This window comes from Amycolatopsis sp. cg5, assembly GCF_041346955.1.
In the GTDB taxonomy this organism is placed as follows: Bacteria; Actinomycetota; Actinomycetes; order Mycobacteriales; family Pseudonocardiaceae; genus Amycolatopsis.
In genome coordinates this window covers 8,065,439-8,079,619 of the sequence record NZ_CP166849.1, presented here as the reverse complement: position 1 = coordinate 8,079,619, position 14,181 = coordinate 8,065,439, and the positions used below count along the sequence as shown (strand labels likewise).

The 14,181-nt window shown below is 69.9% G+C and carries 9 protein-coding genes; 3 read left to right on the top strand and 6 right to left on the bottom strand.

Going from position 1 to position 14,181, the window contains the following annotated elements; genetic code table 11:
• Nucleotides 1-62: 62 nt before the first annotated feature.
• On the bottom strand, nucleotides 63-563 hold the full coding sequence (gene greA, locus AB5J62_RS36470; protein WP_091289931.1) for a transcription elongation factor GreA: 501 nt from the start codon (nucleotides 561-563) through the stop codon (nucleotides 63-65).
• Nucleotides 564-761: 198 nt separating this feature from the next.
• A complete protein-coding gene (locus tag AB5J62_RS36465; protein WP_370944584.1) occupies nucleotides 762-1,196 on the bottom strand; it encodes a DUF4307 domain-containing protein in 435 nt (144 codons plus the stop codon).
• 165 nt (nucleotides 1,197-1,361) lie between these two features.
• Between AB5J62_RS36465 and mca the strand changes: the two genes are divergently transcribed.
• The 3 genes from mca (at nucleotide 1,362) to AB5J62_RS36450 (ending at nucleotide 7,141) form a co-directional block, all read left to right on the top strand.
• Complete coding sequence (mca, locus tag AB5J62_RS36460; RefSeq protein ID WP_370944583.1) at nucleotides 1,362-2,222, top strand: mycothiol conjugate amidase Mca; 861 nt, start codon at nucleotides 1,362-1,364, stop codon at nucleotides 2,220-2,222.
• Nucleotides 2,219-2,509, top strand: coding sequence for a hypothetical protein (locus AB5J62_RS36455; RefSeq protein WP_370944581.1), 291 nt, complete (start codon nucleotides 2,219-2,221; stop codon nucleotides 2,507-2,509). The genes mca and AB5J62_RS36455 overlap by 4 nt, the downstream gene beginning before the upstream one ends.
• A 147-nt stretch (nucleotides 2,510-2,656) precedes the next feature.
• The gene (locus tag AB5J62_RS36450; protein ID WP_370944580.1) at nucleotides 2,657-7,141 is read left to right on the top strand and encodes a glycoside hydrolase family 2 TIM barrel-domain containing protein; all 4,485 of its coding nucleotides are present in this window, start codon (nucleotides 2,657-2,659) and stop codon (nucleotides 7,139-7,141) included.
• Nucleotides 7,142-7,203: 62 nt separating this feature from the next.
• Here the strand turns inward: AB5J62_RS36450 and AB5J62_RS36445 are convergent, their stop codons facing one another.
• The 4 genes from AB5J62_RS36445 to AB5J62_RS36430 are packed head-to-tail and all read right to left on the bottom strand — an operon-like array spanning nucleotide 7,204 to nucleotide 14,147.
• A complete protein-coding gene (locus tag AB5J62_RS36445; protein WP_370944579.1) occupies nucleotides 7,204-9,717 on the bottom strand; it encodes a polynucleotide kinase-phosphatase in 2,514 nt (837 codons plus the stop codon).
• Nucleotides 9,714-11,102: a 3' terminal RNA ribose 2'-O-methyltransferase Hen1 gene (locus AB5J62_RS36440; RefSeq protein WP_370944578.1), complete on the bottom strand. Its 1,389-nt coding sequence runs from the start codon at nucleotides 11,100-11,102 to the stop codon at nucleotides 9,714-9,716. Before AB5J62_RS36440 ends, AB5J62_RS36445 begins: the two co-directional genes overlap by 4 nt.
• Before the next feature lie 31 nt (nucleotides 11,103-11,133).
• Nucleotides 11,134-12,375, bottom strand: coding sequence for an SWIM zinc finger family protein (locus tag AB5J62_RS36435; RefSeq protein WP_370944577.1), 1,242 nt, complete (start codon nucleotides 12,373-12,375; stop codon nucleotides 11,134-11,136).
• Entirely contained in the window at nucleotides 12,372-14,147 is a 1,776-nt protein-coding gene (locus AB5J62_RS36430; protein WP_370944575.1) for a hypothetical protein, read from the bottom strand. Before AB5J62_RS36430 ends, AB5J62_RS36435 begins: the two co-directional genes overlap by 4 nt.
• Nucleotides 14,148-14,181: the final 34 nt, after the last annotated feature.

The following is a 14,181-nucleotide window of genomic DNA, read 5'->3' as shown; positions in this document are numbered from 1 at the left end:
ATACACATGCAAGCCCGGCCATGGAAGACCATGGCCGGGCATCGCAGGTTTGGTCACCGGACTCAGTTGCCGGTGTAGGGCACCGCCTTGACCAGCGTCACCTTCTGCAGGCTCCCGTTGGGCAGTGCGTACTCGCGGGTCTCACCCTCCTTGGCGCCGTGCAGCGCCTTGCCGAGCGGCGACTCGGGCGAGTAGACGTCCAGCTCGCCCTGAGCTCCCTCTTCGCGGGTGGCGAGCAGGAACTGCTCGTCTTCGTCGTCACCTTCGTAGCGGACGGTCAGGATCTTGCCGGGCTCGGCGATGCCGTCGTTGGCGGGCGCTTCGCCCACCTTGGCCGCGCGCAGGAGTTCCTGGAGGTGGCGGATCCGGGCCTCGTGCTGGCCCTGCTCCTCACGGGCGGCGTGGTAGCCACCGTTCTCCTTGAGGTCGCCCTCTTCCCGGCTGTCGTTGATCTTCGCTGCGATGACCGGACGTTGCTCGATGAGCTCGTCGAGCTCGTGCTTGAGCCTGTTGTAGGCATCCTGAGTCAGCCAGGTCACCTTGGTGTCGCTCACGGTCACCATCTCCTCGTTGGGCCTGCCAGGCTTGGGTATACAAGCCGGCCTCCACGCGCGCATGGCTTGCACGCGTGGCTGAGATAAAGGAAAAACACGGCCCGTCGTGGGCCGTGCCGGTAGATCAGGATAACACGACGCGACTGTCCGACGCCGCTCCATTGGCCTGTTCTCAGGCGTTGAGCGCGCGTTTCACCCCGTTGGCCGCTATGAGGTTGACAGGTAGCGTGGTACGTCGTATGAGCAGCCGAAAATATCCGCCGTGACGGGCTCGCCGACACTGCGGATGATGGTACTGAGCCGCATGGTCCCGCCGCCCGGTGAAATCAGGATCTCCCGCCGCCCGCTCTCCGCCCCGCTCAGGTCGCGGGCGCGCACGATGCACACGGCGGGCCTGCCGGGGTCGTCTCGTGTGACATCCATGACGATTTCGATCGCGTTGTCCGGTTTGATCGAGAAACCGATCCGCTGGGCGTCGATCGGGGCCGTGCCGAAGTTCAGGTAGGCGACGAACGCCGCGCCCAGGCTGACCACCAGCGCGATGATCCCGAACAGCCAGCGCGTCCACGGGCGGCGGCTCGCGCCGGGCGTGGGCCCGTAGCGGCCCTCCGGCCGGGCCGGGACGGCTGTTTCGGCGCCCAACCAGGGCCTCCGATCGAAGTTGTCGTACTGATGAGGACAATGGACCTGAAACGTCTGCCCCGAGTATCCGCGCGGGTCCGGGCGGGCGCCCCATGGGGGTCCAGGAATACCTGAGGAGAAGGGGTCGTTTGCGCCGTGGTGGGAACTGACCTGAAGTTGCGCCTGATGGCCGTGCACGCACACCCGGACGACGAGTCGAGCAAGGGCGCCGCCACCATGGCGAAGTACGCCGCCGAGGGCCACGAGGTGCTGGTCGTCACCTGCACCGGTGGCGAGGCCGGCAGCGTGCTGAACCCGGCGATGGACCGCCCGGAAGTGCTCGCCAACATGACCGAGATCCGCCGCGAGGAGATGGCGCGCGCCGCCAAGATCCTCGGCGTGCAGCACAAGTGGCTCGGGTTCGTCGACTCCGGCCTGCCCGAGGGCGACCCGCTGCCCCCGGTCCCGGAAGGCTCGTTCGCGGTCGTGCCGCTCGAGGAGTCCACCGAGGCGCTGGTCCGCGCGATCCGCGAGTTCCGCCCGCACGTCATCCTCACCTATGACGAGAACGGCGGCTATCCGCACCCCGACCACATCCGCACCCACGAGATCTCGATGGCCGCGTTCGACGCCGCCGCCGAGCCGGACCGCTTCCCCGGCGCCGGCGACCCGTGGCAGGCGCTGAAGCTCTACTACATCCACGGCTTCTCGCGGGCCAGAATGGTCGCCTTCCACGAGGCGCTCACCGCGGCGGGCATCGAGTCGCCGTACGCGGAGTGGCTGGAGAAGTGGGACCCGGACAAGGCCGACGTCATGGAGCGCGTGACCACCCGCGTCGAATGCGCCGACTTCTTCGAGGCGCGTGACGAGGCGCTCAAGGCGCACGCCACGCAGATCGACCCGGAGAGCCGCTGGTTCGCCGTGCCGCGCGACATCCAGCGCGCGACCTGGCCGACCGAGGAGTACGAACTGGTCCGCTCACTGGTGGACAGCACACTGCCGGAGGATGATCTGTTCGCCGGAATCAGGGAGAAGGTGGGCACATGAGTGTCGCGTTGCCGTCCTTCGCCGTCCTGCCGCTGACCTCGGCCGCGCTGGTGTTCACCCAGCAGCAGCCGGACGGCGACAAGGGCGGGCAGGGCGAGGACTTCGGGAAGTCGTCACCGGTCGGGCTGCTGGTGCTGATCCTGTTCCTCATCGCCGTCGCGTTCTTGGTGCGGTCGATGACGAAGCACCTCAAGCGGGTGCCGGAAAGCTTCGACAAGCCGGAAGAGACCTCTGACGAGACTGCGGAGTCTTCGGCGTCTTCCGAGAAGACCGACCACAAGGCTTGATCGGCCAACAGGGTCATCAACCCTGTCGGAAACCGGACAGAACGCTGATCGATCATTGATTCTGCGCGGTTCGGTTCCCTAACGTCGCTTTTTGTGCGCTTACTGAGCGTGCGAACGTGGTGACACTGTGGGAATCGAGGTTCGTCCATGCGCCGCCGATGGTCCCTGCCCGTACTTTCCGCGATCCTGATCGCCGCCGTCCCCGTGCTCCCGCCGGTCGCCGCCGCCGGCCCGCCGGGCGACGTCCACAGCTACCTCGAAAACCCGCAGATGGTGGGCGAGGGTCAAGAGCCTCATCACGCGGGACTTCGTCAGTACGACGACACCCGTCAAGCGCTGGCCGCCGACAACGATGTCAGCGCGGGGCGCTGGACCCGGTCGCTGGACGGCGCGTGGCGCATCCACATGTCCGACCGGCCGGAGCAGGTGCCCGCGGGATTCTTCGCCGAGGGCTACGACACGTCCGGGTGGCGCACGGTCTCGGTGCCGCACACCTGGCAGACCGACGGCCTCGATCACCCGATCTTCCGCAACATCCCCACCGAGATGTGGCCGGACAAGCCGCCGGCCGTGCCGCACGACGTGAACCCGACCGGCGCCTACGTGCGCGGCTTCGACCTGCCCGCCGACTGGCAAGGCCGTCGCGAATTCCTCCGATTCGAGGGGGTGACCAGCGGCTACTTCGTGTGGGTCAACGGCAAGTACGCGGGCTACGACCAGGGCGGCTATTCGCCTGCCGAGTTCGAGATCACCGACAAGCTGCACCCGGGGCGCAACACGATCGCCGTGCAGGTGCACCGCTGGTCCTCCGGCGCGCACCTGGAGGACTACGACCAGTGGCGGTTCGCGGGCATCTTCCGCTCGGTGAACGTCTACTCGACGCCGCGCACCTTCGTGCAGGACATCGGCGTCCGCGCCGACCTGGACGCGGCGTACCGCGACGGCACGCTCGGCGTCGACGTCGAGCTGCGTCGCGCGGACGCAGGTGCTTACCGCGTGCGAGCGACGTTGCACGACGCCGCGGGCAGGCCCGTGGTGAGCACGACCGCGGACGTGGCCGGCGAGACCGCGAAGCTGAGCGCGCCCGTGCCTCATCCGGCCAAAAGGTCCGACGAAACGCCCAACCTCTACACCGTGGTCGTCGAACTGCTCGATCCGAACGGCCAGGTCAGCCAGGTGACCAGTCAGCCCGCCGGGTTCCGCAAGATCGAGATCCGTGACAAGCAGATGCTGGTCAACGGCAAGCGAATCCTTGTCAAAGGTGTCAACCGCGCCGAAACGAGCGCGCGCGGTGGCAGGCATGTGACGCGCGAAGAGACTTGGCAAGACGTCAAGCTGATGAAGCAGCTCAACGTCAACGCCATCCGCACCTCGCACTATCCGAGCGACCCGTCGCTGTACGACATGGCCGACCGGCACGGGATGTGGATCGACGACGAGGTCGACATCGAGACGCATCACCATGAGAGCTGTCCCGACGACTGTCTCGCCGAGCGCCCGGAGTGGCAGGCCGCGTTCATGGACCGCTACATCGCGATGGTCGAGCGCGACAAGAACCACCCGAGCGTTTTCCTGTGGGACACCGGAAACGAGGCCGGACTCGGCAAGGCGCACTTCGCGATGGCCGACTGGACGCGCAAGAACGAGCCGAGCCGCCCGCTGTATCACCAGTCGAACTGGCCGGACGGTGACGCGCCGTTCGCCGACATCGCGGGCCCCCGCTACTCGACGCCGTTCAAGTCCGGCGACGGCCGTCCTGGGCTCGAAGAAGCGGTGAAGACGACCACGAAGCCGATCATCATGGGCGAGTACGAGCACGCGCAGGGCAACAGCCTCGGCGGGTTCCGCGAGTTCTGGGACGTCATCCGGCGCAACCCCTCCGCGCAGGGCGGGTTCATCTGGGACTGGGCGGAGCAGAACATCCGCCTCCCGCTGCGCACCACGCCGGACTCGTCACCGAGCGGAATTCTCGCCTGGCTGACCGGTATGCCGTCCTCAGTGGACGGTCATCGTGGCAAGGCGCTGTCGCTGTCCGGTCTCGACGACTTCGTGGAGGTCTACCGCGACCGGCGGCTGGACGAGGTGTCGACCGCGCTGACCGCCGACGCCTGGGTGAAGCCTGCCGCCTGGACCGGCGATTTCACGGTGCTGGCCAAGGGAAATCAGTACTCGCTGCGCATGGCTGACGCGAAGACGCTGGAGTTTTCTGTAGCTGGGCACGCCGCGCGTGCGGCCGTGCCCGCCGACTGGTACGACAACTGGCATCGCGTCTCGGGCACCTTCGACGGCAAGACCGTGCGGCTGCTGCTCGACGGCGCCGTCGTCGCGTCGGCCGACTGGGCGGGCACGATCGGCCGCGAACACTTCCCGGTCAACATCGGCCGCAACGCCGACTCGATGCAGGAATGGTCGACCACGCGCATGGCACACGGCGTGCTCGACGACGTCCGCGTGTATCACCGGGCGTTGACTCCGGCCGAACTCGCCGCCGACCCGAAGTCGAACGCGCTGCTGGCCTTGGATTTCGATCGCGTCGACGACCGTGGCACGTATCTGTCCTATGGTTCCGGGATGGGCGGTGTCGACGGCGTCGTCGGCCCGGAACGGTCACTGCAGCCCGAAACCGCGCAGCTGGCCTGGGTGCACGCGCCGATCCGGTTCGCCGAAACCCCCGACGGCGTCAAGGTGACCAACGAGCGCGCGTTCGCGGGCAGCGACGATCTGCGGTTCCGCTGGAAGGCGGAGGAAGCAGGACGCGTGATCGCGAGCGGAGAGCTGCCGCTGCGTCTCGCGGCGGGGGAAACCGCCGTCGTGCGCCACCCCGCGCTCCCGCCGAACCCGAACGACATCGAACGCACGGTGACTTTCCAGGCGGTCCAGAAGTCCGCCACCGCTTGGGCTTCCGCCGGTTCCGTTGTCGCGTTTGGACAGTTCGTCAACGGGAAGCAGATCGCGGGCGTCGCGTCCCCGGAACCGGGCGGCGCGTTGGACGTCAAGCAGACCGGCGACACGGCGGTGGTGTCCGGAAAGGACTTCCAGTACCGCTTCGAGAAGGGCACGCTGACGTCGATGCGCGTCCGTGGCACGGAACTGCTCAAGGGCGGCCCCGCATTGGACGTGTGGCGCGCGCCGGTCGCGAACGAGATGTATTCGGAAGACGCGTCGTGGCGCAAGACAGGTCTCGATCGGCTGGTCACCAGCGTCTCGGACGTCAAGATCGAGCCGGGCCGCGACGAGGTCTCGGTGACGGTGAGGTCATCCGCGTCCGCGGTGCCCGGCGCTTCGCTGGCGCAGACGATGACGTATCGCGTGTCCGGCAACGGCGAGGTGCGTCTCCAGCATCGCGTCGACCCGCAGGGCGACGTGCGCGGCGTGCCGTACCTGCCACGAGTTGGCTTCTCATTGCGGACACCGGCGGAGTTCCAGCGCTTCAGCTACTACGGCCGCGGCCCGGCCGAGAACTACAACGACCGCGCCGAAGGCAGCCCGATCGGCGTTTATTCGTCCACAGTGGACGGACAGTACGTCGATTACTATCGCCCGCAGGACTACGGCAACCACGGCGACGTCCGCTGGGCCACCCTCACCGACGGCCGCACCGGCGGCCTGATGGTCTCGGGTGACCTGCAAGTGGCGGTCAGTCCGTACGACGACCTCGAACGCGCCGCGTACCCGTTCGCGTTGCAACGTAATCCCGGCTGGAACACGCTCCACGTGAGCAACGAGGTCAGCGGCGTCAGCGAAACATTTCACCCGCCACTGCCCGAGTACCGCACCCGCCCCGACGGCGAGTACGCCTATTCGGTCACGCTGCGGCCGCTCTCGCGCGCCGAGATCCGCGACGGCAAACCGTCCGGCCCGTTCGTGTGCGTCCCCGACGCCCGCCTGTCGGCCCCGTCCGACACGATCGAAGCGGGCGGCACGGCGACGGCCACGTTGACGGTCACCAACTCCTGCCAGGCCCCGCTCGACAACCCGGTCGCGCGGACCCAGGCACCGCAAGGCTGGACCGCGACAGTCACGGGCACACTCGGCCGCATCGCGCCGGGCGCTTCGGCCTCGGTGCCCGTCACCGTCACCCGAAGCCCCGACTCACCCGGCGGCAGCCGCCCGGTCACCGCCGAGGTCTCCAGCGGAAAGGTGACGGCCACCGCGAGTCTCCAGTTCACCGGCATGCCCCCGGCGCCGCGCGGTGACGTCGCGGTGTCGAAACTGGAGTTCGTGACGGCCCAGAACGGCTGGGGCCCGGTCGAACGCGACCAGAGCAACGGCGAGAGCTCCGGCGGCGACGGCGCCCCGATGCGCATCGCGGGCATCACCTACCCGACCGGCGTCGGCGCCCACGCGGAGTCCACTGTGGACGTCTACCTGGGCGGCCGCTGCACCTCGTTCACCGCGTCGGTCGGCATCGACGACGAGACGAATGGCCAAGGCCTCGTCACCTTCGAGGTCCACGGCGACGGCCGGCGCCGCTTCGCCTCGGCCCCGATCGCGGGCGGCACGAAGGCGACCGAAGTCGCCGTCGACGTCACCGGCGTCCGCACCTTGAGCTTGCGGGTGACCGACGGCGGCAACGGAAACGCCTGGGACCACGCGGACTGGGCCGCCGCTCAGCTCCGCTGCTCGCCCTAGCCATCGGGGGTCGTGAGTGTTTTTGCCGGTTAGAACCGGCCGTACCACTCACGACCCCTGTGCTAGAGGCGGGGGTCGACGGGGTCGGACTCCATGGCCAGCACCGCGAAGACGCACTCGTGGACGCGCCACAGGGGTTCGCCCCGGGCGGCGCGGTCCAGTGCTTCGATGCCGAGCGCGTACTCGCGCAGCGCGAGGGAGCGCTTGCGGTTGAGGCCGCGCTTGCGGAGGCGGGTCAGGTTCTCCTCGAGGGTGTAGTCGGGGCCGTAGATGATGCGCAGGTACTCGCGGCCGCGGACCTTCACGCCCGGCTGCACCAGGCCGCGGGCGCCGCGGGTCAGGTTGGCCGCGGGCTTCACGACCATGCCCTCACCGCCGGCCTCGGTCAGGTCGAGCCACCAGCGGGTGCCTTCGCTGACCGAGGCCGTGTCCGTGGTGTCGACCAGGCGGGTGCCGGTCAGCCTGAACAGGTCGCCATCCGCTTCCGCGAGCCGGGCGGCCAATGCGAGGTGCCAGGCGTGTGGGCGCTCCTGGTGCGCGGCCTTTTCCGAGGCGAGCAGCTGGAACGGGGCCAGCTGGACGCCGTCGAGACCGTCGGTCGGCCAGCAGTAGCGCCGGTAGGCGTCGCGGTAGGCGTCCGCGTCCGCCGAGCGCAGGCGGGTGCGGTCGAGCAGCGCGGTGACGTCGATGCCGCGCTCGGCCGCGGCCGCCAGTGCGGTGACGGCGGCGGGCAGCACGGCCTGGGCGGCCGCGCCGACCGACGCGTACTGGTCGGCGATCAGCGAGCCCGCCTTGACGCTCCATGGCAGCAGCTCGGCGTCGAACAGCAGCCAGTTCGAGTCCAGTTCCTCCCACAGGCCTGCCGTGCCGACGGCCGCGCGGACACGGTCCAGCAGCCGGGTGTTCTGCTCCGGCGTGAAGAACGGGCGCCCGGTGCGGGTGTAGACGGCGCCGCCGCCGTCGATCCCGAAGCGCGCGGGCGCGACCGTCTCGTCGCGGCACACCAGCACGACGGCTCGCGAACCCATGTGCTTTTCCTCGCACACCACGGACTGCACGCCGGCCGCCCGGAATTCGGCGAACGCCTCCTCCGGGTGCTCGAGGTAGCCGTCCTGCGCCGACGTCGAACTCGGCGCCATGGTCGGGGGCAGGTAGAGCAGCCAGCGGGGGTCGAGCGCGAACCGGCTCATCACCTCGAGCGCGGCCGCCGACTGCTCGGCGGACACGCCGACCCGGCCGTGGTGCACGGTCTGCACGATCCGCTTGCCCGTGACGTCACCGAGTTCCAGCACGGCGTGGGCGCGCGTGGGCGTGCTGGGGCCGAGCGGCTTCGTCGGCTCGTACCAGACCTTCTTGGCCTTGACGGAGACGACTTCGCGCTCGGGGTAACGCAACGCGGTCAGCTTGCCGCCGAACACACAGCCGGTGTCCAGGCACATGGTGTTGTTGACCCACTCGGCGTCCAGCGTCGGCGTGTGTCCATAGAGGACGGTCGCGGCGCCCCGGTAGTCGCGGGCCCACGGCAGCCGGACGGGCAGGCCGTACTCGTCGGTCTCGCCGGTCGTGTCGCCGTACAGCGCGGTGCTGCGCACCCGCCCTGACGCGCGGCCGTGGAACCGCTCGGGCAGGCCCGCGTGCGCCACGACGAGCTTGCCGCCGTCGAGCACGTAGTGCGCCACCAAGCCGTCGCAGAACGCGGTCGCCTTCGCGCGGAACTCCTCGTCCTGCGCGGCGAGCTGCTCCAGCGACTCGGCGAGCCCGTGCCGCACGGTCACCTTCTTGCCCTGCAGCGCGCGGACGAGCTTCTGTTCGTGGTTGCCGCAGACGACCATCGCGCTGCCGCTCGCGGCCATGTCCATCACCAGGCGCAGCACACCGGGCGTGTCGGGGCCGCGGTCGACCAGGTCGCCGACGAACAGCGCGACCCGGCCTTCGGGGTGTGCCAGGCCGTCCGGTCCACTGACGTAGCCGAGCACCGCGAGCAGCTCTTCGAGTTCCTCGCGGCAGCCGTGCACGTCACCGATCACGTCGAACGGGCCGGTGACGTCGCGCCGGTCGTTCAGCAGCGGCTCGATGACGATCTCCGCTTCGGCCACCTCTTCTTCGGTGCGCAGCACGTGGACGCGCCGGAAGCCCTCCTTCTGCAGGAACTTCAGCGACCGGCGCAGGTCGTTGCGCTGGCGCCGGATCACGTGATCGCCGAAGGCGCGGTCGGCCCGCTCTTCGTTGCGCGCCAGGCAAACCCGCTCGGGCAGGTCCAGCACGATCGCGGTCGGGAGCACGTCGTGTTCCTTGGCCAGCTTGAGCAGGCTCGCCCGCGACGGCTTCTGCACGTTGGTCGCGTCGACGACCGTCACACGCCCGGCCGCGAGCCGCTTCGCCGCGACGTAGTGCAGAGCGTCGAACGCGTCGGCCGACGCCGACTGGTCGTTCTCGTCGTCGGAGACCAGCCCGCGGAAGGTGTCGCTGGAGAGCACCTGCGTCGGCTTGAAATGGATGCGCGCGAACGTCGACTTGCCGGAGCCGGAGGCGCCGACGAGCACGATGAGGGACATGTCGGGAATGGTCAGCTTCACGCCGCCACCTCCTCTCGAACGGTGAAGACCGCCATTTGGGTCGGCGGTCCTGAAACTTGGTCTTCCTGTCCGACCGGCAGGAAGCGGACGTCGTAGGCGCACCGCGAGGCGACACCTCCTGCCCACTCGCGGAACTGCGCGCGCGTCCACTCGAACCGGTGATCGTCGTGCCGGAAACTGTGCTCCGGCAAGAACTCGAAGTGCGTGTTGTACTCGGAGTTCGGCGTCGTGACGACGACCGTGCGCGACCGCGCGACCGCGAACACGGCGTGCTCCAGCGCGGGCAGCCGCTCCTCGTCGACGTGCTCGATGACCTCCATCAGCACCGCCGCGTCGTACCCGGCGAGCGAGGGGTCGGCGTAGGTCAGCGCCGACTGCCGCAGCGTGATCCGCGCGCGCTGGAACTCGGGGAGCCGGTCCAGCTTCAGCCGCCGCTCGGCCGAACCGAGCGCGCTCGACGAGACGTCCAGCCCGACGATCTCGGTGAACGACGGGTCGTCCATCAGCACGCGCAGCAGCGCGCCGCCACCACAGCCGAGGTCGAGCACGCGCTGCGCGCCGGCCGCGCGCAGCGCCGCGAGGACACTGCCCTGGCGCAGCGCCGCGAGCGGCTGACGCTGTTCGGGCGCCTCGGTGACCTTGGGCTCGGCTTCGGCGGGGATGTCGTCCGCTTCGGCGAGCTGCTCCAGCGCGTACCGGACATAGGGACGGCGGCGCTCCAGGTACCGGTTCGCGATCAGCTCGCGTTCCGGGTGCTCGCCGAGCCAGCCTTCGCCGACCTTCAGCAGCTTGTCCGCCTCGTCCTGGCCGACGAAGTAGTGCTTGTCGCCGTCGAGCGCGGGCAGCAGCACGTAAAGGTGCTTGAGCGCGTCGGCCAGCCGGACCGTGCCGGTGATCGACATGTCGACATAGCGCGAGTCGCCCCAGTCCGGGAACGCCGCGTCCAGCGCGACGGGCGTGGTCTCGACCGTCCAGCCCAGCGGCTCGAACAGCCGGTGCACCAGGTCCGCGCCACCGCGCGCGGTCAGCGACGGCACCCGGATCGTCAGCGGGATCGCCTGCTCGGCGAGGCCGGGCCGCAGATCGCAGCGGCCCGACATCGCCGTGGCGAACACCGCGCGCAGCGCCACCGCCAGGTGCGAACCGCTGGCGTAGGGCCGGTCGTTCACGTACTGGGTCAGCGTGGTCGCGCCACCCCGCACCAGCTCGATCGGGTCGACCTCCACCAGCAGGGCCGCCGTGCAGAGCTCGGCGGTGGCCCGCGGGTAGAAGACGTGCGCGGTGCCGGCCGCGATGGCGAACGACTGGGCCTTCTCCGGGTGTTTGTGCAGGAGGAAACCCAGGTCCGTCGCGGGCCCGTGAGTGGTGGTGATCGTCAGAAGCACTCAGTGATCCTGACTGATCACCACCCGCACGTCATGCGGTTTGTTGCATCTGGCCCCCACGGAGATAGATCTTGGCGGCCAATACGTGCTTGCACGGACCACGCGAGCCCTGGTGGTGCGTCCACCACTGGCAGGTGCAGCGGGTTCCGGTCACCCGGTGTTCCAGCTCGCCGCTGCGCACGTACGCGGTTCCGTCCACTTCGGACCGGACGAGACCACCCGCGACCAGTTGCCGCGCGTGTTTGAGCCGTGGATGCTTCGACTCGATCTTCGCCGGATCGAACGGCAGCTCACGCGGGAAGTACGCCGACTCCGCCACGTCGTAACCGACCCGCAGCGCGGCGATCAGTTCCGCGTCTTCGGTCAGTCCCTCCTCGCTCAGCGACGACAGCACGCTGCCCTCACCTGAGAACCCGCGCGAGAGTTCGGGGCTCAGCGCCAGCACCACCCGGCCGGTGCTCAGCTGCCATTCCCAGACACTCGGCGCCGGCCTGCTGTTCGCGTCGACCTCCGGCCCGTGGACGACCAGGCCTCGCACGAACCGCAGCAAAGGCAGTAGTCCGCGCAGCCTTTCCGTGCCTGCCAAGCACACCGCGCGCGGCGACGGCCGTGAGGTCAGCCGCAGCCCGCTTCCGGCCTGCACCGCCCACAGCGGCGCGCGGCCCGAATGCCGGGGCAGGCCACGCAGGAATCGCACCGCCTCGGCCGCGCCGACCTGGATCCGCGGCGAGGTGCGCGCGGACGCGGCCTGCACTTCGGCGAAGCCGCGCAGCCACCGCTGCGGCAGCGGCACCCGCTTCTCGATCAGCGCTTCCTCCCCGGTCATCGCGACCAGGCGATCCGGGCCGACGCGCAGCCGCAGATCACCCGCCGCGCCGATCCTGGTCAGCGCCTTGCGCAGCGGCTCGTTGACATCGACGTTCGTGGTGCCGGTGCCCTGCACGTCGCCGTCGAGGCCGTCGGCGAGCAGGTCGTAGCGGGCGTAAACCCCGCAGCAGGCGGAAAACGACTCGAACCGCAGCCGTTCACCGTCGCTGGTGACCACGGGGTCGGCGGGCCGCCGGAGCGCGGCGAGCATCGCCGGCGGCGTGTAGTACCGCTTGCCTGCCACCTCGGCGACGGCGAGCAGCGCCGTCGCCGACTCGGCCGGGCTGGTCAGGCTGCCCGAGAAGAACTCGGGATGCCCGCCTGCCCGCTCCGCCGTCGACAGCAGCAGCCTGTTCTCGTTGACGGATGAAGCGCCCTGGTAGCGGTGGGTGTGGTCGAAACTCATGCGCTCACCTCGGCGATCAGGTTGCGCGCGGCCTGGCCGCGCTGGGTGGGGAACTGAGCGGTCCGCAGCAGGAGGTCCTCCAGCTCGCCGCTGGTCACGGCCACGCTGCCCAGCTTCGCCGCGGCCTCGGTCGCCGCCGCGAGCAGGAAATGCGTGTCCCTGGTGTTCGCCGCCAGCAGCTGCGGCAACGCCGTCGCGGCGATGTGCCACGCCGCCTTCGGCGCGATCTCGACGACCTCGCCGAGCGCGCGGCCCGCCCGGCTCGGCTTGACGACGCCACCGGCGACCAGCTCGGCGAGCGAGAGGCCGATGTCGTCCACTGTGGACACCACGGAGCGCGCGGCGATGGCCTCCGCCGCCGCCACCCGGGCCGCGACCTCCTTGGCGCCCAAGGAGACCGCGAAGGCGGCCGGTCCGGCCGGACCCAGCTCGACCGGAGCCGTGGCGAGCCAGTTCAGCGCGGTCGCCGCGCCGTAGCCGTCACGGTCACCGGCCGCCGACGACACGTGCGGCAGCCACTGCGCGGTCAGCAGATCCGGCTCGTAGGGCAGCACCAGCGGCCAGTACGCCAGCGCCGACGGCAGCAGCGCCGACCGGTTCGGCGACAGCCGCAGTTCGGCCTCCTGCAACGGATCGTCGGACTCCACCAGCAAGGTCCGGGGATCCGACGGCGCCGGCGAGCCCAGCCCGGCCGTCAGCCGCGCGACGGCCATGCGCTCGGGCAGGCCGGTCGACGACGCGTACCGATGCGTGGCGACCTCGCCGCACACCACTTGGATGCCGTACCGGGGCAGCGGCGACTCGGTGCGATGCTCCGGCGGCGTCCGGAGCAACGTCAGCAGCCGTTCCAGCGGCTGCTCTGGTCCGGGCAGCCGCCTTCCCGGCTCCACGCCGCCGTCCGGCGAGGACGGCTGCGCGGTCACCAGTGGCCGCCCTCCCTCGGCCACGATCTTCGCCAGCTCGTGCAGCCGCAGCAGCACGATCGACAACGGGTTCGGCGGCAGGAAAACCGTGCTGTGCCACCAGCGGGCCCCGCGAATGGCCGAGGACGGCGGCGCCGGGGGAGCGACGCCGTCGACCACCGCGCGCACGAGATCCATGAACGGCTCGACCGGGCAGCTCCAGCCCGGATCGTGCTCGCGGCGCGCGCGGGACGACGGTTCGAGCAGCCGCCGCAGCTCGAGCAGATCGGCCTCGCGCAGCTCGAGCAGGCCGGTGACGGTGACCTCCAGCAGCAGCGGATCCGCTGTGTGACTGAGGATCTCGGTCACCGCGTCGGCGATTTGCCTTGCGGTACGGGGAATCGGTGGCAGTGAACGCGGCGTCGGCGGTGGCGGGAAGGCCGCCGTGACGTCTCGGCCGGCAGGCGCCAGGCCCAGCTCACGGCGCACCGGCGTGGACAGCGCGCCGGCCTTGGCCTGGACTTCGGACGGCCACGTTTCGCCTGCCAGCCGCCGGACCATGCCGACCGCGTGCCGCTGAACTTGTTCGTGTGGATGGGAAAACGCGTGCGCGGCGGCCACCGCCGCGCCGATCGGCTCCTCCTCGCCGACCTTTTCGAGCAGGGTGAGCACCGCCCGCGCGGTGATCTTCTCCGGATGGAGCAGCGCGGCGGGCACGGTCGAAAGAAACGCCGCCACGTCCAGCACGCGGCCCGGCTCGCCGAGCAGGGCCGCGGCCTCCCGGACGGCCCGGCCGTTCGGGGAGGTGAGCGCCGCGAGCAGATCGCGATCGTTCTTGCTGGTCAGGGCGGTTTCCGACGGATTCATCATGGTTCCCCCTTCACTCACGACAAGTCTGTCAGAG

Bases quoted from the DNA above. Each gene is read 5' to 3' on its own strand.
- greA (WP_091289931.1), bottom strand. From the start codon at position 563: ATGGTGACCGTGAGCGACACCAAGGTGACCTGGCTGACTCAGGATGCC.
- mca (WP_370944583.1), top strand. From the start codon at position 1,362: ATGGCCGTGCACGCACACCCGGACGACGAGTCGAGCAAGGGCGCCGCC.
- AB5J62_RS36455 (WP_370944581.1), top strand. From the start codon at position 2,219: ATGAGTGTCGCGTTGCCGTCCTTCGCCGTCCTGCCGCTGACCTCGGCC.
- AB5J62_RS36450 (WP_370944580.1), top strand. From the start codon at position 2,657: ATGCGCCGCCGATGGTCCCTGCCCGTACTTTCCGCGATCCTGATCGCC.
- AB5J62_RS36435 (WP_370944577.1), bottom strand. From the start codon at position 12,375: ATGAGTTTCGACCACACCCACCGCTACCAGGGCGCTTCATCCGTCAAC.
- AB5J62_RS36430 (WP_370944575.1), bottom strand. From the start codon at position 14,147: ATGATGAATCCGTCGGAAACCGCCCTGACCAGCAAGAACGATCGCGAT.